18 protein-coding genes and 1 pseudogene are annotated in these 26,001 nt (G+C 71.0%); 5 read left to right on the top strand and 14 right to left on the bottom strand.

All coding sequences use genetic code 11. From position 1 onward, the window contains the following. Nucleotides 1–10 precede the first annotated feature (10 nt). The 3 genes from ACWC94_RS21620 to ACWC94_RS21610 all read right to left on the bottom strand — a co-directional run bounded on the left by ACWC94_RS21620 (nt 11) and on the right by ACWC94_RS21610 (nt 5,999). Nucleotides 11–1,180, bottom strand: coding sequence for a hypothetical protein (locus ACWC94_RS21620; protein ID WP_450798443.1), 1,170 nt, complete (start codon nt 1,178–1,180; stop codon nt 11–13). Next, a complete protein-coding gene (locus ACWC94_RS21615) occupies nt 1,170–3,434 on the bottom strand; it encodes a hypothetical protein (protein ID WP_450798442.1) in 2,265 nt (754 codons plus the stop codon). The genes ACWC94_RS21620 and ACWC94_RS21615 overlap by 11 nt, the downstream gene beginning before the upstream one ends. A 405-nt stretch (nt 3,435–3,839) precedes the next feature. Continuing rightward, nucleotides 3,840–5,999, bottom strand: coding sequence for a RecQ family ATP-dependent DNA helicase (locus ACWC94_RS21610; protein WP_450798441.1), 2,160 nt, complete (start codon nt 5,997–5,999; stop codon nt 3,840–3,842). Nucleotides 6,000–6,149: 150 nt separating this feature from the next. Between ACWC94_RS21610 and ACWC94_RS21605 the strand changes: the two are divergent. Beyond that, nucleotides 6,150–7,035, top strand: a pseudogene (locus tag ACWC94_RS21605) (recombinase RecQ); the annotation flags it as partial. Between the two features lie 269 nt (nt 7,036–7,304). Next, nucleotides 7,305–7,925, top strand: a complete 621-nt coding sequence (locus ACWC94_RS21600) for a hypothetical protein (RefSeq protein WP_450798440.1) — start codon at nt 7,305–7,307, stop codon at nt 7,923–7,925. 469 nt (nt 7,926–8,394) lie between these two features. On the opposite strand, the gene ACWC94_RS21595 is transcribed toward ACWC94_RS21600, so the two are convergent. The 3 genes from ACWC94_RS21595 to ACWC94_RS21585 all read right to left on the bottom strand — a co-directional run bounded on the left by ACWC94_RS21595 (nt 8,395) and on the right by ACWC94_RS21585 (nt 10,502). Then, the gene (locus ACWC94_RS21595) at nt 8,395–9,027 is read right to left on the bottom strand and encodes a hypothetical protein (protein ID WP_450798439.1); all 633 of its coding nucleotides are present in this window, start codon (nt 9,025–9,027) and stop codon (nt 8,395–8,397) included. Nucleotides 9,028–9,095: 68 nt separating this feature from the next. Further along, nucleotides 9,096–9,797: a ribonuclease HII gene (locus ACWC94_RS21590; RefSeq protein ID WP_450798438.1), complete on the bottom strand. Its 702-nt coding sequence runs from the start codon at nt 9,795–9,797 to the stop codon at nt 9,096–9,098. An 81-nt stretch (nt 9,798–9,878) separates the two neighbouring features. Then, the gene (locus ACWC94_RS21585) at nt 9,879–10,502 is read right to left on the bottom strand and encodes a TetR/AcrR family transcriptional regulator (RefSeq protein ID WP_450798437.1); all 624 of its coding nucleotides are present in this window, start codon (nt 10,500–10,502) and stop codon (nt 9,879–9,881) included. A 185-nt stretch (nt 10,503–10,687) separates the two neighbouring features. Here ACWC94_RS21585 and ACWC94_RS21580 point away from each other — a divergent pair, with 185 nt between their 5' ends. Beyond that, on the top strand, nt 10,688–12,235 hold the full coding sequence (locus ACWC94_RS21580) for an MFS transporter (protein WP_450798436.1): 1,548 nt from the start codon (nt 10,688–10,690) through the stop codon (nt 12,233–12,235). A gap of 303 nt (nt 12,236–12,538) precedes the next feature. Here ACWC94_RS21580 and ACWC94_RS21575 read toward each other — a convergent pair whose 3' ends face one another. The 3 genes from ACWC94_RS21575 to ACWC94_RS21565 form a co-directional block, all read right to left on the bottom strand. Then, complete coding sequence (locus ACWC94_RS21575) at nt 12,539–13,444, bottom strand: ADP-ribosylglycohydrolase family protein (RefSeq protein ID WP_450798434.1); 906 nt, start codon at nt 13,442–13,444, stop codon at nt 12,539–12,541. Between the two features lie 12 nt (nt 13,445–13,456). Then, nucleotides 13,457–14,116, bottom strand: a complete 660-nt coding sequence (locus tag ACWC94_RS21570; protein WP_450798433.1) for a histidine phosphatase family protein — start codon at nt 14,114–14,116, stop codon at nt 13,457–13,459. Between the two features lie 171 nt (nt 14,117–14,287). Beyond that, the gene (locus ACWC94_RS21565) at nt 14,288–14,893 is read right to left on the bottom strand and encodes a YdbC family protein (RefSeq protein WP_450798431.1); all 606 of its coding nucleotides are present in this window, start codon (nt 14,891–14,893) and stop codon (nt 14,288–14,290) included. A gap of 153 nt (nt 14,894–15,046) precedes the next feature. Between ACWC94_RS21565 and ACWC94_RS21560 the strand changes: the two genes are divergently transcribed. Beyond that, complete coding sequence (locus ACWC94_RS21560) at nt 15,047–15,574, top strand: TerD family protein (RefSeq protein WP_450798429.1); 528 nt, start codon at nt 15,047–15,049, stop codon at nt 15,572–15,574. 51 nt (nt 15,575–15,625) lie between these two features. On the opposite strand, the gene ACWC94_RS21555 is transcribed toward ACWC94_RS21560, so the two are convergent. Beyond that, a complete protein-coding gene (locus tag ACWC94_RS21555; RefSeq protein ID WP_450798428.1) occupies nt 15,626–18,520 on the bottom strand; it encodes a vitamin B12-dependent ribonucleotide reductase in 2,895 nt (964 codons plus the stop codon). 165 nt (nt 18,521–18,685) lie between these two features. Beyond that, nucleotides 18,686–19,237, bottom strand: coding sequence for a transcriptional regulator NrdR (gene nrdR, locus ACWC94_RS21550; protein ID WP_450798426.1), 552 nt, complete (start codon nt 19,235–19,237; stop codon nt 18,686–18,688). A 565-nt stretch (nt 19,238–19,802) separates the two neighbouring features. Between nrdR and lexA the strand changes: the two genes are divergently transcribed. Next, the gene (lexA, locus tag ACWC94_RS21545) at nt 19,803–20,582 is read left to right on the top strand and encodes a transcriptional repressor LexA (protein WP_055710152.1); all 780 of its coding nucleotides are present in this window, start codon (nt 19,803–19,805) and stop codon (nt 20,580–20,582) included. A 174-nt stretch (nt 20,583–20,756) separates the two neighbouring features. On the opposite strand, the gene ACWC94_RS21540 is transcribed toward lexA, so the two are convergent. The 3 genes from ACWC94_RS21540 to ACWC94_RS21530 all read right to left on the bottom strand — a co-directional run bounded on the left by ACWC94_RS21540 (nt 20,757) and on the right by ACWC94_RS21530 (nt 25,891). After that, complete coding sequence (locus ACWC94_RS21540; RefSeq protein WP_450798424.1) at nt 20,757–22,748, bottom strand: ATP-dependent DNA helicase; 1,992 nt, start codon at nt 22,746–22,748, stop codon at nt 20,757–20,759. Between the two features lie 319 nt (nt 22,749–23,067). Beyond that, nucleotides 23,068–23,868 carry a GNAT family N-acetyltransferase gene (locus ACWC94_RS21535; RefSeq protein WP_450798422.1) on the bottom strand — a complete coding sequence of 267 codons (801 nt, stop codon included), beginning with the start codon at nt 23,866–23,868 and terminating at the stop codon, nt 23,068–23,070. A gap of 67 nt (nt 23,869–23,935) precedes the next feature. Continuing rightward, the gene (locus ACWC94_RS21530) at nt 23,936–25,891 is read right to left on the bottom strand and encodes an IucA/IucC family protein (protein ID WP_450798421.1); all 1,956 of its coding nucleotides are present in this window, start codon (nt 25,889–25,891) and stop codon (nt 23,936–23,938) included. Nucleotides 25,892–26,001 lie beyond the last annotated feature (110 nt).

Below are 26,001 nucleotides of genomic sequence, written 5' to 3'. Positions count from 1 at the left end.
ACGTGCAGCCTCAACGCACGACCTCCCACTGCTCCACATGCGGCCCGGCCGGAAGTTCGGCCAGCATCTTCATGTCCTCCTCAAGCTGGTCGCGTTCCATCCGTGCCCGGTCCGCCGCCCGCCCCGCCGCGCCGATGGCGATGTCGTCGCGCCGCGCCGCGCCGGAGAAGTGGTAGGCGAGCGTGCCGAAGAAGCCCTTGCGGGAATAGCGGCGAACCTTGATGCCGTACTGCTCCTCCAGGCGTTCCTGCTCCTCCAGTTCGGCCAGTCTGCGCCGCCCCTCGAACACGCACGCGCACAGCTCCCGCATCACGTCCACCGCGCCACGCACCTCACAGCGCGGCGGCGAGACCGTGAACCGGTAGCGTGCCGTGAACGCCTCCCGCTTCTCCGTCGCGGACGGCCGCGCCCACCGCCCGTCGACCAGGGTGACGTTGACATACGTCTCGATCGGCGCGTAGACGACCCGGATGTCGCGGTCCTTCGCCTCCTTGGCCACCACGTCGAGCACGTGCTTGTACATGTCCCTGACGCGGTCGCGCAGCGCCTCGGCGTCCTTGCCCGCGGGACGCCCCGGGCGCAGATAGGTCTCGCACTTGAGTGGCGCGAACACCAGCACCGCCGGCTCGGCGCGGTTCTCCGGCAGGTTCCGGGTCCGGGCCCACAGCCGTACGGCGTCCTCCACGGCGACCACACCGAGCCAGTGGGAGGCCAGCGCCCGGCGCTCGCTGCCGGCCTCCATGAGCAGGGCGGCGTCGATCGGGACCACCGCCACGACGCTGCTCGCCAAGTGGTCCTCGACCGTGCGCCAGTCGTCCTCACTGATCCCCAGGCGCGCGCGGTACGCGGGGTCGAGCCAGCCGCCGGGGTAGTCGAGGATCCTGAAGGGGACCTCGACCCTGCTCGTCCCCGCCGAGCGCAGGGAGAAGCCGAGGAACTCATAGCCCTCGTTCCCGCCGATCGCGCCCGCGTTGAACACCCCCGTGTCCTCGGCCGCGCGCAGCGCCTCCTTGTGCTCCCGGATCCGGATCTCCGTGCCGGTGTCGGGCACGACCCGCACCGACCTGCCCGCCAGATGCTCCTCCGTATCGCTGAACGCCGCGGTCAGAGCAGTCGTCTTGCCCACCCCGGACGGCCCGACCAGGGCCAGGTTGAAGGGCGTCGGCTCCTCAGCCTCCATCAGCGGCCTCCCCCGCGAAGTCGTGCCGGCCGCCCGCCTCACCGAGCGACCGTCTGATCGTCGTCAGCGCTCCCCGTACGCGCTGGATCCGCAGCGTCGCCAGCCCGGAGCCGGACGTGTCCCCGTGGGGCCACAGCTGGTCCCGGAAGGACTCGGCCAGACGGCGGAACTCCTTCTCCGCGTCCTCGGAGCGGATGAACGCGTCCTCGAACTGCTCGCCGTAGGCGAACAGGGCCTGTGCGATCGTCCGCCCCTCCTCGACGACCGACCGGCTCGCGTCGTAGCTCGCCCCCACGGCCTGCTCGCTGAGCTTGCGATGCAGCTCGCGTACGCCGGCCAGGGACCGCTCGACCGGGAGCAGCTGCCCCAGCGCACCGGGCGTCCCCGCGGCCGGCTCCGGCTGGAGCGCCGACAGGGCGTACCGCACCTTGGGCAGCGCGCGGGTCCGGTAGTCCAGGTGGATGTCGAGGGCGAAGTCCAGCGAGCGGACCAGCGTGGGGCACACCGCGTCGGCGTCGCGGAGCTGGTCGGCCAGCGTCCGCAGCGTGACCGACGGCCCGCCTGCGAGGTCGAGCAGGCCGCCGAGCTCCTTCGCCAGCGCGTCGACCAGCCCCTGCCAGAACTCCTCACGGCGAGCCGCCATGATCGCGTCCATCTCCGCGAACCGCTGCGCGATGTCGACGCGGACCGCGTTCAGCGCGCGCTCGGCGAAGACCGCGGCGCCGGCCTCGACGTTCATCTCCGCCAGGGCACGCTCGGCCCATGTGTCGACTCCCTCGCCGAAGCCGTGCTCGGCCCAGGTGCAGACCTCGTCGTGGATGCCCTCGGCACGCATCCGGAACTCCGCGTCGTCGAAGGTCGCCGACGCGCGGACGGCCAGTTCGGCCACCCAGGCCCCCAGCGCCGCCACCAGCCCGCGGCGCAGCCCCGCGGCCCGGTCGATCAGGACCTCGGTGGGCGTCGGGGTGATCACCGAGCGGAGCAGCGTGAGCGCGTCCTCCGTGGTTCGTGCCAGCGCGGCGGCATTGGCCCTGCAGACCCCGGACCCGCGCTCGACGACCGCGGCGTCCATGCGCGGCAGGGCCTCGCAGAGGTGCTCCAGACTGTCGGCGAGGATGCCCCGCATACCGCCGCGGTCGGCCGCGTCGGCTTCCCGGACCCGCAGCGCCGAGTCCGGTACGCCGTTGTTCACCCGCTTGAGGATGTCGTCCTTCAGCGCGTGGAGCGGCTCCTCGTCGATCGCGCCGTTGTTGATCAGGATGGTGGCGAAGTCCTGCAGCGCCGCCGCGCCGCGGGCCCGGCCGATCAGCCCGAGGGCCTTGGCGTCCTCGGTCTTCCACAGCTGGTTGCCGTCGGTCGGGCGCTTCACCACCAGGACGAAGTCCACGTCGTTCTGCAGGCCGGCCAGGTGGTGCTCCTCGGCGCTGGGCACGATCTCGCCCAGCCCCGGCAGGTCGTACAGGCCCAGGCTGGTCAGCTCCGGGAGCGGGAAAGGGCAGTGGATCTCGGCGTCCCGCACCGCCAGATACCGCCGGTCCGCGTCGGGGGTGTTCTCCTTCGGATACGCGACCCAGGCCCGCAGTTCCTCCAGTTCCACCCGCAGGGTCTGGCCGGTCAGCAGCCGCCGGAACGAGGGCAGGCCGTCACGCATCTCCTCCAGGCGCACCAGCATCGGCCCGAGCACAGAGTTGTCCTCGTGGTCGGCGAGCTCGGCACGGTGCCGGGCGAAGTCGAACCGCGCCAAGTCGTCGAGGTCGGCCAGGAGCGGGCCGATCGACAGCGCGGTGGCGTACGGGGCCAGCACGAGCTCGCAGAACGACGCCTCGGTGTGCATCGTGAGCAGCGCCTCGCGCCGCGTCGCACTGTGGAGGATCCGGCTGCGTACGGCCGTGACGGGGCCACCCGCGCCGGTCGGGATCTGGTCGTCGCCGAGGTTCGACATCGACTGCAACGCCGTGCTCTTGCCGTTGCGGGCCTGGCCGCTGACCCCGATGTTCACCGTGCGGCGCACCAGGCGGGCCCGCACGATCCGCAGTTCGGCGAGGGAGCCGTCGGCCAGCCGTGCCAGCTCCTCGACGTCCAGCTCGCCCAGTCCGGCCGCGTCCAGTTCCGCGGCGGCGTCCGTGACCGCCTTCCGGAGGACCGACACGCCGTCCCGGACCGCCTCCCACCGCTCGACCTCCGCGTCGACCCGCGGGAGCAGCGTCCGGCGTCGCCGCAGGACCTCCTCCAGACGGCGCCCCACGTCCTCCATGCCACGTCCTCCCCTGCGACGCACCGAACCCCCTCGGCACGAGGCAATATCGCAACCCATCGAGGGTCCTTGGAACACCTCCGGCCGCCATCGGCGCATGCACATTCGCATCCGCCGTCCGGTCGGTACTGCACCCCTCCGCCCGACGCGACAGCGGGAGTCGCCCGCGGGACGGCCGTGCGCAGGGGCGTCAGCGGGTGAGGGTCGGGTTCTCCCACGGCGACGTGGGCGTGGAGATCGCGGAGTCGCCCCTGCTCCTCGCCCACGGAGGCTCGGACGCTCGGCCCCCGCAGCGTCCACCGGACAGAGCCGGCCTCGCCGGTCGGGGTGCAGTCGATGTCGCTGACAACCCGCACGCCGGGTGCGGGAGGGAGGAGGTCGTCCGCACTCGCGGAATGAGAAGGCTCAGGCTGCCGCAGCGAGGACCAGCGGAAGAACCTGTCCGCTGCCTGCCTGGCGGAGCAGGCGGGCAGCGACTGCGAGGGTCCATCCGGAGTCGGTGTAGTCGTCCACGAGCAGGACAGGGCCGGGAGAGCCGGCCAGCTCACCGGCCAGACCCGCGGGGACGGTGAAGGTGCCGGACAGTGCCCTGAGACGTTGCGCGGAGTTGCTGCGGCGCGCCGCGTGCGCGCCGTTCGGCCCGGTGTACGACAAGGTGCCCAGGAAGGGAAGGCGGCCGACGGTGGCGATGCCCTGGGCGAGCGAGCCGACCAGTTGCGGGCGCGTCAGGGACGGCACAGCAACTACTCCCACCGGCCGGGCAGTTGCGTCCGGGGCATTCGGCGCCCAGCCGCCCGGGGAGCGTGCCCAGTCGGCGAGGACCGCCACCGCGGCCCGCAAGACGTCGTCGGGCACTGGCCTGTCGGGTGCGTTCTCGGCCAGGAGCGGGCGCAGGCGGTTCCCCCAGCCGATGTCCGAGAGCCGGCCCAGGGCGCGGCCGGCGGAACACTGCTCGCCGGCGGGGATGCGGCCCTTGAGGTCGATACCGAGGGCGGGCATGCCGGTCGGCCACATCCGGCGCGGCTCCACTTCCACGCCCGGGCGGTCCAGCTCCTTCGTGGCCCCCGTCAGCGCCTCGGCCGAGACGGAGGAGTCGATCCAGGTGCCGGCGCAGTTGTCGCACCGGCCGCAGGGGGCCGCTTCCTCGTCGTCCAACTGCCGCCGCAGGAACTCCATGCGGCACTGGGAGGTGCTCACGTAGTCGCGCATGGCCTGCTGCTCGGCCGCCCGCTGCCGGGCCACCCACGCGTACCGCTCCGCGTCGTACGCCCATGGCTGCCCTGTGCTCTCCCAGCCGCCCTTGACCCGCTTGACGGCGCCGTCCACGTCGAGGACCTTGAGCATCGTCTCCAGACGCGTGCGCCGCAGATCCACCACCGCCTCCAGGGCCGGCACGGACAGCGGCCGGCCTGCGTCGGCGAGGGCCGCGAGGGTCTGGCGGACCTGGACCTCGGGCGGGAAGGCCGTGTCGGCGAAGTAGCGCCAGATCGACTCGTCCTCCCTGCCGGGCAGCATCAGGACCTCCGCGTGCTCCACCCCGCGGCCGGCCCGGCCCACCTGCTGGTAGTAGGCGATCGGTGAGGACGGCGAGCCGAGATGGATGACGAAGCCCAGGTCGGGCTTGTCGAAGCCCATGCCGAGCGCCGAGGTCGCCACGAGCGCCTTGACCCTGTTCTCCTGGAGGTCGACCTCGGCCTGCAGCCGGTCGGCGTTCTCCGTGCGCCCCGTGTACGGGGCCACCGGGAACCCGCGCTGCCGCAGGAAGGCGGTGGCCTCCTCGGCCGCGGCGACGGTGAGCGTGTAGATGATCCCGGAGCCCGGCAGCTCGTCCAGGTGTTCAGCGAGCCAGGCCAGCCGGTGCGCGGCGTCCGGCAGCCGGACCACGCCGAGCCGGAGGCTTTCCCTGTCCAGGGAGCCGCGCAGCACCAGAGCCTCACCGGCACCGGTACCCAGCTGCTCAGCCACGTCTGCCGTCACCCGGGCATTGGCGGTCGCGGTGGTGGCCAGCACCGGGACGCCGGGCGGGAGGTCGCCGAGCATGGTGCGCAGCCGCCGGTAGTCGGGGCGGAAGTCATGGCCCCAGTCCGAGATGCAGTGGGCCTCGTCGACAACCAGCAGGCCGGTCGTGCCCGCGAGCTTGGGAAGGATCTGCTCCCGGAAATCCACGGAATTCAGGCGTTCCGGACTTACGAGGAGAACATCGGTCTCGCCGCGCGAGATCTCCTCATAGATCGCGTCCCACTCCTCCGGATTCGCCGAGTTGATGGTCCGCGCCCGGATACCGGCCCGCTCCGCCGCCTCGACCTGGTTGCGCATCAGCGCCAGCAGCGGCGAGACGATCACGGTCGGGCCCGAGCCGCGCCGCCGCAGCAGAGCGGTGGCCACGAAGTAGACCGCCGACTTGCCCCAGCCGGTGCGCTGCACCACCAGCGCACGTCTGCGCTCCTTCACCAGGGCCGCGACCGCCTGCCACTGATCCTCCCGAAGCCGCGCCGAACCCCCTGGGGCTCCGACGAGCTCGGCGAGGATGGCATCGGCTTCGGTACGGAGCTCCAGATCGTCCATGCCCCCATGCAACCGGATGGCACGGACAGTCGGCCAATTCACTCGGAGTGAAGATTCCCACGCGAACGGCCACACGTCGGGCACCGATCAAGGAACGCCAGGACGGAGCACACGGCCACGACCGTCCTCGGTCGGCGTGTTTACGCAGGTCAGGGTGGCTGGATCGCCACCGGGCAGCCCTGGTCGTACGACACGGAGCGCTACGACCGGGTGGCCCGGCAGCGCGGCCGCACAGGAGGGGATACGTGCCTCCGCGTCCACTACCGAGTGCCCCATGGAGTTCCCGCGGCGCCAGCTGGACGATGAGGGTGCCCAACCGTGCGGCCGCTGCGACACCTGCGCGGGTCCGCGCTTCGCCGCCGGCACGTCCGTGACGGCGGTGGGCGCCGCGCGCAGCGATCCGGGCCGTGCCGGCGTCGAGGTGGAGCCCCGTCGTGTGCGGCCGACGGAGCTGCCAGCCATCGGCATCGATCTCAAGGGGCGCATTCCGGCCGGTGGGCAGGCTGCGGCGGGACGGGCTCCGGGTCGATTGCCGGACATCGGCCGGGGCAACCGAACCGCGTCCGCTCCTCGGCCTCCAGGCGCCGGACACTGCCGTGCCGGACGACGTGGCGCGGGCCGTGGTGGGTGTTCTGGCCGACTGGGCGAAGGGCCCCGGCGGCCGGGCTTCCGGCGCCTCCGACACCCTGGCCCGGCCGGTGGGTGTCGGCACGGTGGCCTCGCGGACCCGGCCTGCGCTGATCCATTCCCTGGGTTCCCGGATCGCCGAGATCGGCCGGCTGCCCTCTGCTCGGCTCCCTCGAGTACGCCGAGGACGTGCCGCGGGTGCCGCGCAGCAACAGCGCGCAGCGGCTGAAGGCCTCGACGGTGCGTTGACGGTGCCGCCCGCCCTCGCCTCTGCGCTCGCCGCAGCCGGCGGCCCGGTGCTGCTGGTCGACGACCTCACGGAGACGGGCCGGACGCCGGCGGTCTCAGCCCGTCTGCTCAAAGGTCCGGCGCACGGGCGGTATCGCCGCTGCTCCTGGCATGTTCAGGGGTGACCGCGCACCCGCCTGCGGCGGGCGTACGGGCACGCCCCGCACCCCAGGCGTCAGGGGTCCAACCTTTGGGTAGGGATATAAGCCACGCACCGTCGGATAACAGTCGGTGGCCCCAATTGATCGTTGCCGCATCCAAGTTCGACAGGAAGAATTGAGGTCCGCTCCCCGCACGGCTCGTGCGTGATCAGGTTGGGCTCTGCTGCGGTGCGCGGTCCCCCGAATCCGACCTCGCCCGCAGTGTGGGCGCGTAGCCGAAGGGAGGAACGTGACCTTCGGATTCGCCTCGTCCTCGGCGGCCTCGTTGTCGACGTCCGCGTCCGCCGCTTCCGCCAGCCGCCTGCTCGAGCCGGCCGAATGGGCCGCCGCCGGAATCCCCCTGCTGCGCAACCCCCGTGAGGTCGTCAGCGGACTGCACGCCCGCCATGGGCCGAGGCCCTCCACGGCGATCGTGGCCGTGCTCGATCCGGAGGAGCGGCTGTGCGCCAGCGCGTCGTTCACGCGTCGCCCGTCCCCGGCCGACGGCTGGATGTTCCGCAACGCGCTGCTCGCACAGCTGCGCCGGGTCATTCCGCACGACCTGCGCCGCCGCACCCCGGTGCGTACGGCGATACTCGTCTACTGCCGTGAGGGCGACGCGGGTTGGACGGAGGAGGACGGCGCCTGGATGTGGGGCCTGCGTGACGCCTGCACACTGCACGGGCTGCGGTGCGGGGCGTACATCACGCTGACCCACGACGGCTGGCACGTGCTCGGCGAGGGGCGCAGCGGACGCCGCCCCAACGCCGACTCCGCACCCGAGCCCCTCGCCCTGTCCGAGGCCCCGCCACTCGCACCGCGCACCGGCGGCCCGGTCTCCGAGGTCCTGCGCCGCGCGGCGGCCCGCTGACGGACGCGGCAGCAGCCAGACCCTGCGCCCGACGGTCGTCCGCACCCCGGACGGGGCCGCGCGGACAGAGAGCCGGCCGTACGCCGATCGCCCGCCGCGGTGACCGTCAGGACGCCGCACAACGAGGCCCGTGCCGTGACACGCGGGTCCCCGCCGGGACCAGGCCGACGCCTGCGCCGCGCCCAGCAGTCGTACGAGGCGTGCGAGATCCGCTCCGCCGGGACCCCGCGGCGTGGCCGCGCGGGCGACTCTCCGGGGGCGGTCCCACCGGGCACAGGATCGTCGTCCGAGATCGACCCTCTGCCTGACGACCACTGCTCCGCACCTGGTGCTGCGGCGTCCGCCGGGAAGCCGGCCCGTGCTCGGTACGGCAGCCGGTCGTCCGGGCATGCCGAAAGCCACGCCGTGCGGACTACCGCCGGAGCGGCTCTTTCGCCGCCCCGGGCCGCCCCGAGCTGCGGGACGCGGCTCAGACGCCGGCGCCCAGCACCGAGTTGATCTGCTGCGGGTCGCCGCAGACGATCAACAGGGCGCCGGCCCGGGCATGGGCCAGCGGAAGGGCCGTGGCAGCAGCGGAAGCGGGGCCTCCGTTGACGGCCACGACGACCACGGGGCGGGACGCGGCACGGGAGACGGTGGCGGCGTCCGCGTAGAAGACGTCGTCACCGGCATCGTGCTGCGCCCAGTAGGACGCTTCGCCGAAGGACAACTCGTGCTCGGCCCACGGGTGCTGGGACCCGGTGGTGAGCACGAGTACGTCACCGGGGGCACGACCCGAGTCCAGCAGCAGGTCCACCGCCTCCTCGGCGGCGTCGAGCGCGCCCTCGGCCGAAGCCGGGATCAGCTGGATCTGCGGGGTGGCCGGCGTAGCGGCGGGAGCGGCCGGACCCGACGGGCCCGGCTTGGCCGGAGCCACGTCACGCGGCGTGCGCTGCACCGGCGGCACGGGCCGCGGAGGGCCGGGGCGACCGGGGCGGGACGGAGCCGCGGGGCGGGGGCCGGGTACGGGGCGGGGGGTCGGCGCGGTACGGCCGCTGGCCGGAGTGGCGCGGGGACCCTGGGCACTCTCGTGAATCTGAGGCTCCTCGGGAATGAGAGGCATGAGCTGATATTTATCAAACATTGGTGCGGTGTGGGCGACCGGGTGGCACATCAGTGCGACCGGAACCGTCAGAAATCGAAGCCGAGCTGACCCTCGATTTCCGGAACACTTCCGTCCGCCCAGCTGCGGACCTTCTTGAGGTGCCGCCACTGAGGCAACGCATCAAGATACGCCCACGACAAGCGGTGGTGCGGGGTGGGCCCCCACTCCTCCAGTGCGGCCTTGTGCACGGGCGACGGATACCCGGCGTTGTCCGCAAATCCGAAGTCTGCATGGTCGATACCCAGTTCGGCCATCATTTTGTCGCGCTGGACCTTGGCTATCACCGACGCCGCGGCGACCGCCACACACGACCGATCGCCCTTGATCACCGTGCGCACCTTCCAGGGAGCGCCGAGGTAGTCGTGCTTTCCGTCGAGGATCACGGCGTCGGGGCATACCGGCAGGGCGTCCAGGGCGCGGACGGCGGCGAGCCGCAGTGCGGCCGTCATCCCCAGGTTGTCGATCTCCTCGGGGGAAGCATGCCCCAGCGCATAGGCCGTCACCCACGTCTGCAGGATCCCGGCCAGTTCCGTGCGCCGTCTGATCGTCAGCAGCTTGGAGTCGGTCAGCCCCTCCGGTGGACGGCGGAGCCCGGTGATCGCCGCGCAGACGGTGACAGGTCCGGCCCAGGCGCCGCGACCCACCTCGTCGACACCGGCAATGACCTTCGCTCCGGTCGTGGCGCGCAGGGAGCGCTCGACGGTGTGAGTAGGTGGTTCGTACGGCATGGCGCCCTTAGCGTACGCCGCCGGGATCGTCACCCGACACCCCGGTCGCCCGACCGCCGTACAGGTCACCGGCGTGCGGGCTCAGCCTCCGTGGGGCCGGAGCAGCGGGAGCATCAACTGGTCGATCATCTCTTCGAGATCCCGATCACTCCATTCACTAGTGCACATCTTCGAGCGGTACATCATCATGGCCGGGATGGCATCGAGGACATAGCCGTTGGCCGCATCCGACCGCACCTCTCCACGTTCCATTCCACGGACGATGACCTCACTGATGAGCTTGACGGTCGGCTCGACCACCCCTCCGACAATCACTTCCTGGAAGCGCTCCGCCTGGGCTTGATCGCATTCGTGAATCACCGAGCGCAGCGCCACACCAGGGCGCGAGTACATGATCCGCCGAACCTGACGGCACAGGGAGAGGAGGTCCTCGCGCACGCTGCCGAGGTCCGGGGCGGTCTCGACCCGAGGCAGTCCGGCCACCAGCGCGTCAGCGACGAGGTCCTCCTTGGAGGGCCAGCGGCGATACACCGCGGCCTTGCCGGTCTGGGCGCCGGCCGCGACTCCCTCCATGGTCAGCCCTTTCCAGCCGACCTCGCCGAGTTGTTCCAGCGCGGCGTCGAGGATCGCACGCTCCAGCACCACGCCGCGCCGACGGGGAGTGGCCGCCGGGGCGGGGGCGGCCGTCCAGCGCGAGGAAACCATCTGTGTCTCTCCAGCAGGCAGGGGAAGCGGGGGTTACGGGGTGGGTGGCGCCGCGCTGCAGCAACAGGGGGACGCGAGGCGGGGCGCGGGATTAAGTGAACGCTTGCGTTCACTGTCGGAGTCTCACTACCGTGGGCGCGACAGTGAACGCAAGCGTTCACTAACGCCTTTATGGGGGACCCATAGTGACGACCTCTCAGCTGCTCCAGGAACCAAAACCGGGCGTGGCCCGCCGGGAGGGGCATCCCGGCATCGCACTCACCGTCATCGCGGCCTGCCAACTCATGGTGGTACTCGACGCGACGATTGTGAACATCGCGCTCCCGCACATTCAAGCCGCACTCAAGTTCAGCACCACGGACCTCACTTGGGTGGTCAGCGCCTACACGCTCACCTTCGGCGGCCTGCTGCTGCTCGGTGCGCGAGCCGGTGACATCCTCGGCCGCCGCCGGGTGTTCATGACCGGCATCCTGCTGTTCACCTTCGCCTCGCTGCTGGGCGGTCTCGCCCAGGAACCCTGGCAACTGCTGGCCGCCCGGTCCCTGCAGGGCGTGGGCGGCGCGATAGCCTCGCCCACATCGCTGGCGCTGATCACCACGACCTTCCCCGAAGGCCCGGAACGCAACCGGGCCTTCGGTGTGTTCGCCGCCGTGTCCGCGGGCGGCGGCGCCATCGGTCTGCTGGCGGGCGGCATGCTCACCGACTGGCTCGACTGGCGGTGGGTGCTGTTCGTGAACGTGCCGATCGGCGTGCTGATCGCGTCGCTCGCGCCGCTGTACATCAACGAGTCCCAGCGGCATCCGGGCCGCTTCGACATCACGGGCGCGCTGACCTCGACGGCGGGCATGGCACTGCTGGTCTACGGGTTCATCCGCGCCTCCGAGAACGGCTGGCGGGACGGCCTCACCCTCGGCTCGTTCGGCGCGGCCGTGGTGCTGTTGCTCGCCTTCGTCCTCACCGAGGTGCGGGCGAAGGAACCGATCACCCCGCTCAAGATGTTCGCGGACCGCAACCGCTGGGGCACGTACGTGATCATGTTGAGCCTCGCCGCGGCGATGTTCGGCATGTTCTTCTACATCGTGCTGTTCGTGCAGAACGTACTCGGCTACAGCGCCATCAAGGCCGGTCTGGCCTTCCTCCCCGTGACGGTCGCGATCGCGGTCGGTGCGGGCCTGTCCCAGCGCTTCCTTCCGAGGCTCGGCCCCAAGCCGTTCATGATGGCCGGCTCGGCGCTCGTGGCGATCGGGCTGGTCTGGCAGACCTTCATCCGGCCGGACAGCTCCTACCTCGGCGGAGTGCTCGGGCCGATGCTGGTGTTCGGCTTCGGCATGGGTCTGAACTTCGTGACGGCCACCGTCACCGCGGTGTCCGGCGTCGCCCAGCACGAGGCGGGGGCGGCTTCCGGGCTCCTCAACGCCATGCAGCAGGTGGGCGGCTCGCTCGGACTGTCCATCCTGACGACCGTGTTCGGGTCGGCGGCAAAGGACGAGACGAAGAAGCAGCTGCCGAAATTCCTCGCCACCAGCTCGCCGGAGCAGCAGGCCCACTTCGCCACAACGCACCAGTTGCCCGCCCCCTGGGGCCACGACGTGCTCGCCCACGGCATCTCGACCGCCTTCGTGCCGGCTGCCGCGATGGCCGCTGTCGGGTTCGTCACCGCCTGGGTGGTGATCAGGGTCCGCAAGAGCGACCTCGACTCCCTCGCCGGCGTGGCGGGTCCGGGCGTCGGCTGATCCGGTCCGGGCCGCGCCGAGCCGCGGCCGGCCGGACTGCCGCCGGGGGACGGTCGGACCCTGCGGCGGTCCGGCCCGCCGCATCGTGCGCAGCAGCGCCCGCACGAGAACCAGAACGGTGGCCAGCATCAGCACAGGCACCGCGCGCACCATCTCCCCGCCCCCTCCGACCGGCGTCCTTCCCTCGTGTCCGCCGCCCTCGCATCCGAAAGCCGCGATGTACGGCGGACAGGGGGAGAACGGACGGTGGTGACGGAGAGTTCCCAGCAAACACGGAGAGTTGTGGTTCCGTCGTAGGGCCTCTCAGGGCCCGGTCGGCACCCAGTCCGGCAGCGCTTCGGTGCGTGCGGCCCACTCGGGGGGCGGAGCCCCCGCCTTGCCCGCGCCGAGGACACCGCCCACGATCGCGCAGGTCGTGTCCACGTCGCCGCCCACCCCGGCCGTCGTCCAGAAGGCCGCCTCGTAGTCTCCGAGGCTCCGTGCGGCGGACCAGAGGGCGAAGGGCACGGTGTCGTGGGCGGTCGTACGCCGTCCGCATCCCAGCACGGCAGCCACGGTGCCCCCGTCACCGTAGTCGAGCATGTCCCGGGCGCGCCGCAGTCCCTGGCCGACGGCGCTCTTCGGCACCAGGGCGATGACGCCGTCGAGGAGTGACTCGGGGCTCGGCGGGCCGCCCGGCGAACCGGCCAGTGCCGCCGCCGCGGCCACGGCCATGGCGCCGACGACGGCTTCACGGTGCTGGTGGGTGGGGTAGGCCGAGATCTCGGCCTGGTGGGTCGCCTGCTCCGGATCGTCCGCGTACCAGGCGCCCAGGGGGGCGATGCGCATCGCCGCACCGTTGCCCCAGGACCCCTGTCCGTTGAACAGGGCGGCGGCCAGCTCACGCCAGTCCCCGCCCTCCCGGACCAGTCTCAGCAGACGGTTGACGGCAGGGCCGTAGCCCCGGTCGAAGTCGTGGTGCTCGGCGAAGGAGCGGGCCAGCACGTCCTGGTCGATACGCTGGTGGGCGGCGAGTACGGCGACCACGGAGCAGGCCATCTCGGTGTCGTCCGTCCACTGCCAGGGCCCGGGGGGCAGCTCGCGTCGCTTCAGCAGGGGGTAGTGCGCGGGAACGAAGAACTGGGAGCCCAGGGCGTCCCCCACGGCCAGTCCGCGCAGGCTCGCCAGGGCGCGCTCCAGGCGCCCGGAGGAAGAGGAGTCAGCGGTCATCGCTCTGCCACTCTATCCGTTCACCCAGTACGGCACCGGCTCACGCCAGCGTTCGAAAGGCCGGTCGAGCGTGTACTTGCCGTCCTCTCCGAGAACGAGCATCCGCATCTCGGCGTTCCCCGGGTTCGACAGCGACTCGAATTCCGCGACCGTCCAGTGGAACCAGCGCATGCAGAACAGCCGCATCGCGAGACCGTGCGTCACCAGGAGAACGTTCGGCGGATGGTCCGGTGCCTCGAAGCTGCGGTACAGGCTCTCCAGGAAGCCGCCGACCCGGTCGTACACGTCGGCACCGGACTCGCCCTGCGGGAACCGGAAGAAGAAGTGGCCGTACGCGTCGCGGTAGGCCTTCTGCAGGCGCACGTCGTCGCGGTCCTGCCAGTTGCCCCAGTCCTGTTCACGCAGCCTCGGCTCCTCCCGGACGCGTATGAGGTCGGGGGCGAGATGGAAGGCGTCGAGCGTGTCGTGCGTGCGGCGGTACGGGGAGACATACACGCTCACGCGTTCCCGGCCGAAGAGTTCCCGGAGCCTCTTGCCGGTCTCCTCGGCCTGCCGCCAGCCGCGCTCGGTCAGCGCGAGAGCGTGGTCGGGTTCGCGCTCGTACACGGAGTCGTCGATGTTGCCCGTTGACTCGCCGTGCCGGACAAGGACGATGCGCCGTGGTCGTGCCATGCCAAAACCCTAGATCGTACGGGGGACGGTCGAGCACCCGCACGGGCCCCATACGGCGTAGGTCACACGAAACCCGCGTCTCGGACCGCTCCCGGACACAGTATGCACACCTCGAGAGAAGAGAGTTTGTTCTTCAAACGCACCTCCGTGACCGAACGTGCCCCCGTGACCTCAGACCGTCCAGGACGGCTCCAGATCCACGATGTCACCGGAGAGCGCCGCGATGTCGGCCTCGGTCTGAGCGCGCAGCGCGAGGCGCTCCACGCGCTCGGTGCGGTACTTGCCGTGCTCGGCCGCGGACCGCCACATCGACAGGACCAGGAACTCCTGCTCGGGTGCCTCGGCGAACATCCCGCGGATCATCCCGGGCGAACCGGCCATCGCGGGGTTCCAGACCTTCTCCTGCATGAGCGTGAAGTGCTCGACGCGCTCCCCGTGGACCCGGCACAGGGCCACGCGGATCAGATCGGTGTCGGTGAACCGCGGCTCGAACCCCGTCTTCACATCGAAGCGGTACTCGAAAAGCTTGACCTGGGCGTCCTTGAACGTGCCGGACTGGGCGGCCGCCAGGCGGTCGTGGGAGCGGGCCATGAAGGAGTCGTAGAAGGCGCGGCTCTCCCAGAAGGCGAAGATGTGCGCCACGCCCGACCGCTGCCGGCTCCAGCCTCCACCCTGCCCCCGAAAACCCGGCTCCCCCAGAAGCCCCGCCCATTTCCGCTGCCCCCGCTCGAAACCGCGGCGGTCCACCACGGTGCAGCGAATCCACTTGACCAGCACCGCGCCATCGTAAGGCCACCGGGCGTGGCGTCGGTCACGCTCCGGCGGAGATCACCCGCGCATCTGCCCCCGCGCGCGTGGCACGATGGACAAGGACCCCTGGCTGCAGAGGAGTTGGGGGGAGAGGCGACCACCGGGGGAAGGGGAGGCCTGTTGACCGGCTTCAGCAAGGGAATCCGCAAGGTCGAGGTCGGGCTCAAGTGGGACCCCAGTCCGGCGGGCCGGCCGCCCACCGATCTGGATCTCGTCGCGGCGACGTTCGTCTCGGGCGATCCCCACGGGGATCCCGCCTACCTGGTGCACTTCGACAGCCGCTCACCGGACGGCACGATCTTCCTCAACCGGGACAGCACGGACGGCAAGGGCTTCGGCTGGGACGAGGTCATGGCGCTGGAACTGGACCGGCTCGATACCCGGTACGCGCGCGTGGTCGTCGGCGTCGTCATCCAGCAGCGGCCCGGGCGCAAGACGTTCGTCGACGTGCTCAATCCGGCCATGCGCGTCCGGGAGGGCTACACCGTGCTCGCCGAGGACGACTTCGGCTCCGCCCTCGGGGCGACGGCGGCCACCATCGCCGAATTCGTCCGTGACGGCTCCGGGGAGTGGACCTTCCGTCCCGGCGTCCACGGCTTCGAGGAGGACCCGGCGACTTTCACCAGGATCATGGGCAGGATCCGGTAACGGCAAGGGGCGCCGGTCGAGACCGGCGCCCCTCACGTCATGTCAGGACCGTCAGCTGCAGCCGCTGGTCGAGCCGCAGCCCTCGCAGATGTAGCAGGAACCGGCCCGCTGCATCTTCGTACCGCAGGAGAAGCACAGCGGGGCGTCGGCCTGGATGCCCAGCTGCATCTCCACCAGCTCGGCGCTGGTGTGGGCCTGCTTCGGGGCGGACTTGGCCGCCTCGGTCTCGACCTTCGGCGCGGCGACCGCCTTCAGCTCCTGGGTGCGCGGCGCCGACTGGGCCAGGCCCTCGACGTCGACCTCGTCGTCGGCCGGCTCGTAGGAACCGGTCTCCAGGTGCCGCTGACGCTCCTCGGCGGAGTGGATGCCGAGCGCGGAGCGGGTCTCGAAGGGCAGGAAGTCCAGCGCCAGGCGGCGGAAGATGTAGTCGACGATCGACTGCGCCATCCGCACGTCCGGGTCGTCGGTCATGCCGGCCGGCTCGAAGCGCATGTTGGTGAACTTCGAGACGTACGTCTCCAGCGGCACGCCGTACTGCAGGCCGACGGAGACCGCGATGGAGAAGGCGTCCATCATGCCCGCGAGGGTGGAGCCCTGCTTGGACATCTTCAGGAAGACCTCGCCGAGACCGTCGTCGGGGTAGGAGTTGGCGGTCATGTAACCCTCGGCGCCACCGACCGTGAAGGAGGTGGTGATCCCCGGACGGCCCTTGGGGAGGCGCTTGCGGACCGGACGGTACTCGACGACCTTCTCGACCGTCTCGCGGATGACCGCCTCGGCCTTCTCCGTGACCTCGGCCTTCTCCTTCTCCTTGGTCTTGGCGGAGAGCGGCTGGCCGACCTTGCAGTTGTCGCGGTAGATCGCGAGCGCCTTGACGCCGAGCTTCCAGGCCTCGAAGTAGATCTCCTCGACCTCCTCGACGGTCGCCGTCTCCGGCATGTTGACCGTCTTGGAGATGGCGCCGGAGATCCACGGCTGGATCGCGGCCATCATGCGGACGTGGCCCATCGGGGAGATGGCGCGCTCGCCCATGGCGCAGTCGAACACCTCGTAGTGCTCGTGCTTGAGGCCGGGGGCGTCGATCACATTGCCGTGCTCGGCGATGTGGGCGACGATCGCCTCGATCTGCTCCTCCTGGTAGCCCAGGCGGCGCAGGGCCTGCGGGACGGTGCCGTTGACGATCTGCATCGAGCCGCCGCCGACCAGCTTCTTGAACTTGACCAGCGCCAGGTCGGGCTCGACTCCGGTGGTGTCGCAGGACATCGCGAGGCCGATGGTGCCGGTCGGGGCCAGCACGGACGCCTGGGAGTTACGGAAACCGTTCTTCTCGCCGAGACGCACGACGTCCTGCCAGGCCTCCGTGGCGGCGGCCCACACCGGGGTGTCCAGGTCGTCCATGCGGACAGCCGTGCCGTTGGCGGCGGCGTGCTGCTTCATGACGCGGTTGTGGGCGTCGGCGTTGCGGGCGTAGCCGTCGTAGGTGCCGACGACCGAGGCCAGCTCGGCGGAGCGGCGGTAGGCCGTACCCGTCATCAGGGAGGTGATGGCGCCGGCCAGGGCGCGGCCGCCGTCGGAGTCGTAGGCGTGGCCGGTGGCCATCAGCAGGGCGCCGAGGTTGGCGTAGCCGATGCCGAGCTGGCGGAACGCGCGGGTGTTCTCGCCGATCTTCTGGGTCGGGAAGTCCGCGAAGCAGATCGAGATGTCCATCGCGGTGATGACCAGCTCGACGACCTTCTGGAAGCGCTCGGTCTCGAAGGACTGGTTGCCCTTGCCGTCGTCCTTCAGGAACTTCATCAGGTTCAGCGAGGCCAGGTTGCAGGACGTGTTGTCCAGGTGCATGTACTCGCTGCACGGGTTCGACGCGGTGATCCGGCCGGACTCGGGGCAGGTGTGCCAGTTGTTGATGGTGTCGTCGTACTGGATGCCGGGGTCGGCGCAGGCCCAGGCGGCCTCGGCGATCTTGCGGAAGAGCGCCTTGGCGTCGACCTCCTCGATGACCTCGCCGGTCATCCGGGCGCGCAGGCCGAACTGGCCGCCGTCCTCGACCGCCTTCATGAACTCGTCGTTCACGCGGACCGAGTTGTTGGCGTTCTGGTACTGGACGGAGGTGATGTCGTCGCCGCCCAGGTCCATGTCGAAGCCCGCGTCGCGCAGGACGCGGATCTTCTCTTCTTCCTTGACCTTGGTCTCGATGAAGTCCTCGATGTCGGGGTGGTCGACGTCGAGGACGACCATCTTGGCGGCCCGGCGGGTGGCGCCACCGGACTTGATGGTGCCGGCGGAGGCGTCGGCGCCGCGCATGAAGGAGACCGGGCCGGAGGCGTTGCCGCCGGAGGACAGCAGTTCCTTGGACGAGCGGATGCGGGAGAGGTTCAGGCCGGCACCGGAGCCGCCCTTGAAGATCATGCCCTCTTCCTTGTACCAGTCGAGGATCGACTCCATGGAGTCGTCGACGGACAGGATGAAGCAGGCGGAGACCTGCTGCGGCTGCGACGTGCCCACGTTGAACCAGACGGGGCTGTTGAAGCTGAAGATCTGGTGCAGGAGGGCGTACGCCAGCTCGTGCTCGAAGATCTCCGCATCGGCGGGCGAGGAGAAGTACTTGTGGTCCTCGCCGGCCTTCCGGTACGTCTTCACGATGCGGTCGATCAGCTGCTTGAGGCCGGTCTCACGCTGCGGGGTGCCGACGGCCCCGCGGAAGTACTTGCTGGTGACGATGTTGACCGCGTTCACCGACCAGAAGTCGGGGAACTCGACGCCACGCTGCTCGAAGTTGACCGAGCCGTCGCGCCAGTTGGTCATGACGACGTCACGGCTCACCCACTCCACCTCGTCGTACGGGTGCACGCCGGGGGTGGTGTGGACGCGCTCGATCCGCAGCCCCTTGGTGGCCTTGGTGCCCTTGGCTCGGGAACCTCGCGCCGGACCGCTCGCCGTCTCTGTCATGCCGCCTCCCTGTACGGGCAAAAACGCCCTGAAGTGCCCCGTTTGTTCCCGTGGCACGGTGTTCTGTCTTGTGTTGCGGGCACCCTCAGCCGCCGCCCGCAACAGGTCTTCGGTCGCCGCCTCCCGGCCGGAACCCGGTGTTCCTCCCGGTTTCCGTCCCTCCGGTCAGTCGGCGGCGTGGGCGGGCACGGGGACCTGGGTGGTCCCTCCGGGCCCGCGATCGTCTTCCTGGCTCCCCGTTCCCGCGTCGTCCTCGTCCGCGACGGGGCCCCGCGTCGCCTCCCTCAGCTCCGCGATGGCGGCCTCGAAGTCCTCGAGCGAGTCGAACGCCCGGTAGACGGAGGCGAATCGCAGATAGGCCACGAGGTCGAGTTCCTGCAACGGGCCGAGTATGGCCAGCCCCACGTCGTGCGTGGTCAGTTCGGCGCTTCCGGTGGCCCGCAGCGCCTCCTCGACCCGCTGGCCGAGCTGGGCGAGTGCGTCCTCGGTGACCGGCCGCCCCTGGCATGCCTTGCGCACGCCGTTGATGACCTTGGCGCGACTGAAGGGCTCCGTGACCCCCGAGCGCTTGATCACCATGAGCGAGCACGTCTCCACGGTCGTGAAACGACGGGAGCAGTCAGGGCACTGGCGGCGCCTGCGGATCGACGTGCCGTCGTCGGTCGTACGACTGTCGACCACACGGCTGTCGGGGTGCCTGCAGAAGGGGCAGTGCATGATCTCCAACCCTCCTCACAGCAGACTCAACAACCCCACCGGACCTCATGGGCCCCGCGAAGCAGCCCTAAGCATAGGCGATCGCGGAGCCACCTCGGACCGGGGGGACCACAACTTGTGGGCTGCCGTAGCCATCCAACCACTAGATGTGGGGATTGGCTCATACACCGAGGCAGAGTCGCGTGTCGCGACGGAAGGGCGCCGCGTACCCCGCACACAGGTGATCGCCGGGACACGCGGACGCAGGGCCGTATCACTGTGACGCTTACAGGGATACCGTGGGCGCCGCGCGGAGGACACGTGGGGCTCCGGCACAGAAGGGACCCGAAGCCCGGACGGCCGGGGTCCGGATGACAGACTGGGGCGGCGGCCCACGAGGTCGGCAACCCCGGCGGTGAAGAGTACAACAATGGGCACTTTTGCCCGCCAGGTAGCGCGTCAGCAATACACCCAGACACGCCATCGCGTCAGGTGAATCGCACTTTTTCACTCGAACGTGTGTTTGGCGCAACCTTTCGAAACCAACTACCGTTGTCCAGCAGGGAGACCATCGAGAGGGGCCGACGTGACCACCACCGCAGACAGTGCCACCATCACCGCCCAGGACCGCTCCCAGGGCCGAGTCGAGCCGGTACACGTGATGAACGAAGCCACGAATCCCGAGGGGCACAAGCGCTCCCTACCGGGCCGACCTCCAGGAATCCGGGCGGACAGCTCCGGACTCACCGACCGGCAGCGTCGCGTGATCGAAGTCATCCGTGACTCCGTCCAGCGGCGCGGGTACCCGCCGTCGATGCGGGAGATCGGCCAGGCCGTCGGCCTCTCGAGCACCTCGTCGGTCGCACATCAGCTCATGGCGCTGGAGCGCAAGGGCTTCCTGCGCCGCGACCCGCACCGCCCGCGCGCATACGAGGTGCGCGGCTCCGACCAGGCCGTGACCGTCCAGCCCACGGACACCGCCGGCAAGCCCGCCGCGTCCTACGTCCCGCTGGTGGGCCGTATCGCCGCCGGTGGCCCCATCCTCGCGGAGGAGTCCGTCGAGGACGTCTTCCCCCTCCCCCGCCAGCTCGTCGGCGACGGTGAACTGTTCGTCCTCAAGGTCGTCGGTGACTCGATGATCGAGGCCGCGATCTGCGACGGTGACTGGGTCACCGTGCGCCGGCAGCCGGTCGCCGAGAACGGCGACATCGTGGCGGCCATGCTCGACGGCGAAGCCACCGTCAAGCGCTTCAAGCGCGAGGACGGCCATGTCTGGCTCCTCCCGCACAACGCGGCCTACGAGCCGATCCCGGGTGACGACGCGACCATCCTGGGCAAGGTCGTCGCGGTGCTGCGGCGCGTGTGACGCCCGCGGCGGGCGTGCCACACGGCTGCTCGCTCCCTGACCGGGCCCCGGAACCCCTGCGCCGGTTCCGGGGCCCTGCCGCATCCAGGTCCCCAGCTCCTGTGCCTCCGGGGGCCCTCGGCGCTTTTTCCCTCGCGGGGTGGCCCGGCCGGCGCCGGTCGGGCCACCCCGCGATCACTTCGCCTCCGCCTGCTCCGCTTCCGTCTCCTTGGCCGCCGCGTCGATCGCCGCAAGCGACTTGCGCACCTGGTTACGGTCCGTCGTGTACCAGAAGTCCGGCAGTGACGCCTTGAGATAGCCGCCGTACCGTGCGGTGGCCAGTCGCTGATCCAGTACGGCGACCACGCCCCGGTCCCCCGACGCGCGCACGAGCCGGCCGGCGCCCTGGGCCATGAGCAGGGCCGCGTGGGTGGCGGCCACCGCCATGAAGCCGTTGCCGCCGGCCTCCTCCACCGCCTTCTGCCGGGCACTCATCAGGGGATCGTCGGGACGGGGGAACGGGATCTTGTCCATGACGACCAGCTGGCTGCTCGGGCCGGGGACGTCCACGCCCTGCCACAGGGACAGCGTGCCGAACAGGCAGGTCTTCGGGTCGGCCGCGAAGTTCTTGATCAGTTCACCGAGGGTCTCCTCACCCTGGAGCAGGATCGGGAACTCGGGGATCCGGGAGCGCAGCTCCTCCGCCGCGAGCTGTGCGGCCCGCATGGACGAGAACAGCCCGAGGGTGCGGCCACCGGCCGCCTGGATGAGCTCGGTCAGCTCGTCGAGCATGTCGGAGCGCTCGCCGTCACGCGCGGGGCGTGCGAGGTGCTTGGCGACGTAGAGGATGCCCTGCCTGCGGTAGTCGAACGGCGAGCCGACATCGACGCCCTTCCACTGCGGCAGGTCATCGCCCTCGACGCCCTCGGGGCCGAGCCCCAGGGAGGCGCCGACGCCGTTGAAGTCGCCGCCCAGCTTGAGGGTCGCGGAGGTGAGGACCACGGCGCGGTCGGCGAAGAGCTTCTCTCTGAGCAGGCCCGAGACCGACATGGGAGCGATCCGCAGGGACGCGCCGAAGCGGTCGTGCCGCTCGTACCAGACGACGTCCCACTCCGAGCCGTTCAGGACCCGCTCGGCCACGTCGTGGACCGTCTCCACCGAGGCGAGCGCCTGCTTGCGCACCGCGTCCTCGTCCTGCACCGACTTGTCGCGGGTCGAGCCGAGGGCGGTGATGACCGTACGGGCGGCGTCCCGCAGTGCCATGAGGGCGTAGCCGAGGTCTTCCGGAATCTCCTCCAGGCGGCCCGGCAGGGCCAGCTCCATCAGCCGCTCGAAGCCCTCGGCGGCGGTCTGGAGCTGATCGGCGGCCTTCTCGTTGACGAGCTTGGCGGCGCGGCGCACCGCGCGATTGACCTGGCCGGGTGTGAGCTCGCCGGTCGCGACGCCGGTGACCCTCGAGACGAGCTCGTGGGCCTCGTCCACGATCAGCACCTCGTGCTGCGGCAGCACCGGCGCGCCCTCGATGGCGTCGATGGCGAGCAGTGCGTGGTTCGTGACCACGACGTCGGCGAGCTTCGCACGCTCGCGGGCCGTCTCGGCGAAGCACTCGGCGCCGTACGCGCACTTCGACGCGCCCAGGCACTCCCGCGACGAGACCGACACCTGCGCCCAGGCCCGGTCCGACACACCGGGAGTGAGATCGTCCCGGTCGCCGGTCTCGGTCTCGTCCGACCAGTCACGCAGGCGCAGGAGGTCCTGGCCCAGCTTGCTGGTGGGCGCCGCGGCCTCGAACTGGTCGAAGAGGCCGTCCTCCTCGTCCTGCGGCATGCCCTCGTGCAGGCGGTGCAGGCAGAGATAGTTCGACCGGCCCTTGAGCATCGCGAACTCCGGGCGGCGGCGCAGCAGCGGGTGCAGGGCGTCGACGGTGCGGGGCAGGTCGCGTTCCACGAGCTGGCGCTGCAGCGCGAGGGTGGCCGTGGCGACGACCACCCGTTCCCCGTGCGCGAGTGCCGGCACGAGATAGCCGAGCGACTTGCCGGTGCCGGTGCCGGCCTGGACCAGCAGGTGGGATCCGTCGTCGATCGCCTCGGCGACCGCTTCGGCCATGGTCACCTGGCCGGGGCGCTCCGTACCGCCGACGGCTGTGACAGCGGCGTGCAGGAGTTCGGGGAGTGAGGGCTTCGTCATAGCCCAACCACCCTACGGCCCGGCACTGACAAAGGTGCGATCAAGGCGGATGGGGACGGCGGGATCACGGCCTGGCTCCTTGGGGCTGGTGGGGCGGGAGGGTTGAGTCGCTGAGGGCTGGGCGCGGCGGGCGGGCGGCTGAGGGCCGCGAACCGGGGGCGGAAGGGATGGCTGAGAGCTGCCGGCGAAGGGGCTGGGGAAGCGCCGGGGGCTGTGGTCGGTGAGTGCAGGGGGACGGCTGTGATCGAGGCGGGACGGGGACCGCGGGGAAGCACGGGTCCCCGAGCTGCGCACCCGGTGAAGACGTCGTCACAGGGTGCTACAGCACATCGCGCAGGGCTCGGTCCCGGATCATGAGGGCGGCCCGCTTGCCGGGCAGGTCGACCTCGTCCGCGAACCGGAAGCCGGCGCTCAGGAACGCTGCGAGGGAGGGGGTGTTGTGCAGCTCGGGTTCCGCCACGACCCGTGCGCACGTCGGGCGCCGGTCGAGGATCAGGTCGGCCACGGCTCGCAGCAGGGCGGATCCCAGCCCCTTTCCTCGATCCGCGGCCCCGCCGACGAGCACGTGGATCCCGGTGTCATGGGGGCGGGCCGGGTAGTGGCGGGCCAGGGGATCCAGGTCCGCCCGGTAGATCTCCCAGTAGCTCATCGGTGTGCCGTCCAGTACGCCGAGACACGGCACGCTGCGTCCGTCGCCGTCGAGTTGAGTGCGCAGGTGGCCCTCCGTGCGGTGCCGGGGCCCGGCCAGGTCCCAGAACTCCGCGACGGCGGGGTCGTTCATCCAGCGGTGGATGAGCGGCAGGTCTTCGTCGATGCACACGGGCACGAGCTGGAAGGAGCCGACGCGGGTGAGCACGGTGCCCCACGTGGGGAGTTTGTCCAGGAGGTAGGCCGTCCCCCGGGCGAAGCGAGCGAGGAAGTCTGCGGGCAGATGCAGGTCCAGCGTGTCCTCGCAGTCCGCGTCGTCGTCCTCGACGGCGAACCCGGTGTAGGGGGCGCCCCGGGTGACCACACCGTCGGCTCGTGGGCTGCAGGAGCCCCGGCGGTCGGGGGCGCCCGGCGGGACGGGAGCACCCGGCTGGGCGGGGCCGGAGTCGGCGTTCGCGTCGGTGGGAGGCATGGTGCGCTCCTCTCAGGAGACGAGGTGGGGCATGTTCCTCGGGAAGTGCGGGGGAGGCGGGGTGCGCTCAGGAGTGAAGGGGGTTGGCGATGGTGACGTAGACGGACTGGGTGTCGACCGGGCCGACGAGTTCGTCGAGGCCGTGCAGCCGGGTCAGCAGGTTGGCCTTGCAGCGCAGGACGGGTGAGTCGAGCAGACGGCGGGGCAGGGAGGTGCGCGGTGCGGTGGGCCCTGTGGCGACGTGGGCGAGGAAGCGGCGGAAGGCCGCGAGGAGGAGCCGCTCGTCGGCAAGGCGTTGGGAGCCGAACGCGCCGATCAGGCCCAGCACGTTGTTGATGGCGAGGTAGTAGGCGAAGCGTTCGTCGGTCACCTCGTCGGAGACGAAGGTGTCACTGCGCTCGCCGATACCGGGCAGCCGGGCGGACAGCTCGGCTCGCCGGGACTCGCGGAAGTAGTAGCCCTGGTTGTCCCGGTACCGGCCGCCGGCGGGCCAGCCCTCGCCGTCCAGCAGGAGCAGGGTGTTCTGCTGGTGGGCCTCGAGGGCGATGCCGGCCTCGCTGTCCAGCCAGAGCACGGGACGGACGACCTGTTCCAGGTACCGGAGGAACCACTCCGCGGCAACGGCTGGGACGGGCCGTCCGGTGCGTGCGGCGAGCCGTTCGACGAGCTGGGCCAGTCGGGAGCGCATGGGCCACGTGGTCGAGTGGGACGAGGAGTTGCTGTCCGGTTCGGGCAGGGGCCGGAGGGAGAGGAGTCCGGCGACGCAGCCGACGTCGTCGGCCGGGGCGAACGGGTTGTGCCTGATCACCACGTCGAGTCCGGGCAGGGGAAGTCCGTCCGGGGTGTCGACGGCGAGCCAGGCCGGGTCGCGGACGATGTCGAAGGACGGGTGTGTGGCCTGCCATCGCTGGGACAGGCCGGTGCGCAGCAGCCGGTGCACCTCGACTCCCCGGTGCAGTTCCTTGCGCAGGTTCTCGCGGCGGGAGTTGGTGATGCGCAGGCCGAGCGACAGCTTCAGCATCGCGGGGGCGCCCGATCGGTGGACCGTGCGGACGGAGGAGGTGGGATGCCAGCCGGTGTCGAGGGGGCCGAGGTCCCGCAGGAGTCCGGAGTCGAGCAGGGCGGCGACGGGTTCACGGTGGCACAGCTCACGGGCCTGCCACGGGTGCAGGGGGAGGGCGGCGTAGCCCGCGGGCACCGGGAGGTCGCTCCCGGCGAGGCGCCGGATGAGGTCAACGGCCGGGACGGGACGGCCCCGCTCGGTCCAGGCCGAGTCGGTGGCGAGAAGGGAGGGGGCGACAGCCATCCAGTGCAAGGGGAAGGAGCCGCGCAGCTCCGGTGAGTACAGGCGGGTCTCGGTCTCGGTCAGGCCTTCCCGGCTCTTGGGGGTGGGGTGCAGTGGGTGTCCGAGGAGGAGGGCCTGCTCGGCGGAGAGGAAGAGGTCGGGGACGTCCGCGGGGTGCTCGCGCCGGTCGCGGATGAAGGTCGCGGTGCGCCGCTGGGAGTCCGCCACCCTGGCCACGAGGTCGCCGTCGTCCGCGTGGGCGGCGGCTCCGGGGTCCTGGGTGGGAGGGGTACGGCCCGTGTCGCCGGCCGTCTCCCGGGCGAGCAGCGCCGCCAAGGTGACGGCGTCGACCGCGGGGGCGGCCGCGGGGACGCCGATCAGGCGCGGTGGGCCGAAGCGGTGCGAGCCCGTCGGCGACCAGTAGCGGACCGGCACGAGCAGGGAGGTGCCGCTGGCCGGCAGCGGAAGGCAGAGCGTGCCGCTGTGGGGTGCCGTGAGGTTGGTCTCCCGTACCCAGCACCGCAACAGGTTGTCCACGGCGGCGGCCTGGGCCGCGATGCGCGGGTCGGGGTCCTCCAGCAGGTCGGCGCCGGGCTCGGTCACTCGGGTGAGATCCACGGTGCGCCTCTTCTGCTGGGGAACCGACTCGGCGAGCGGCACATGAGAGGCCGGGATGCCGGGGTCTCCCTGTTCGTCGGGAGCACCGGAGCTGCCGTCGGGAGTGGGGGTGGCGTTCATGACAGCTCCTCGTTGGCTGGGTGGTGCGGGGCTCGTGCTGCCGCTCGGTCGCCGATCCCGCGTGGCCGGCGTGGTCCTCGGAGGCGTCGACGGTTGCGTGGGCCGCGTGG

It is taken from the genome of Streptomyces sp. NPDC001135 (assembly GCF_053598395.1).
Note: the sequence above shows the minus strand (reverse complement) of the source record. Positions and strands in the feature narration are given on the sequence as shown.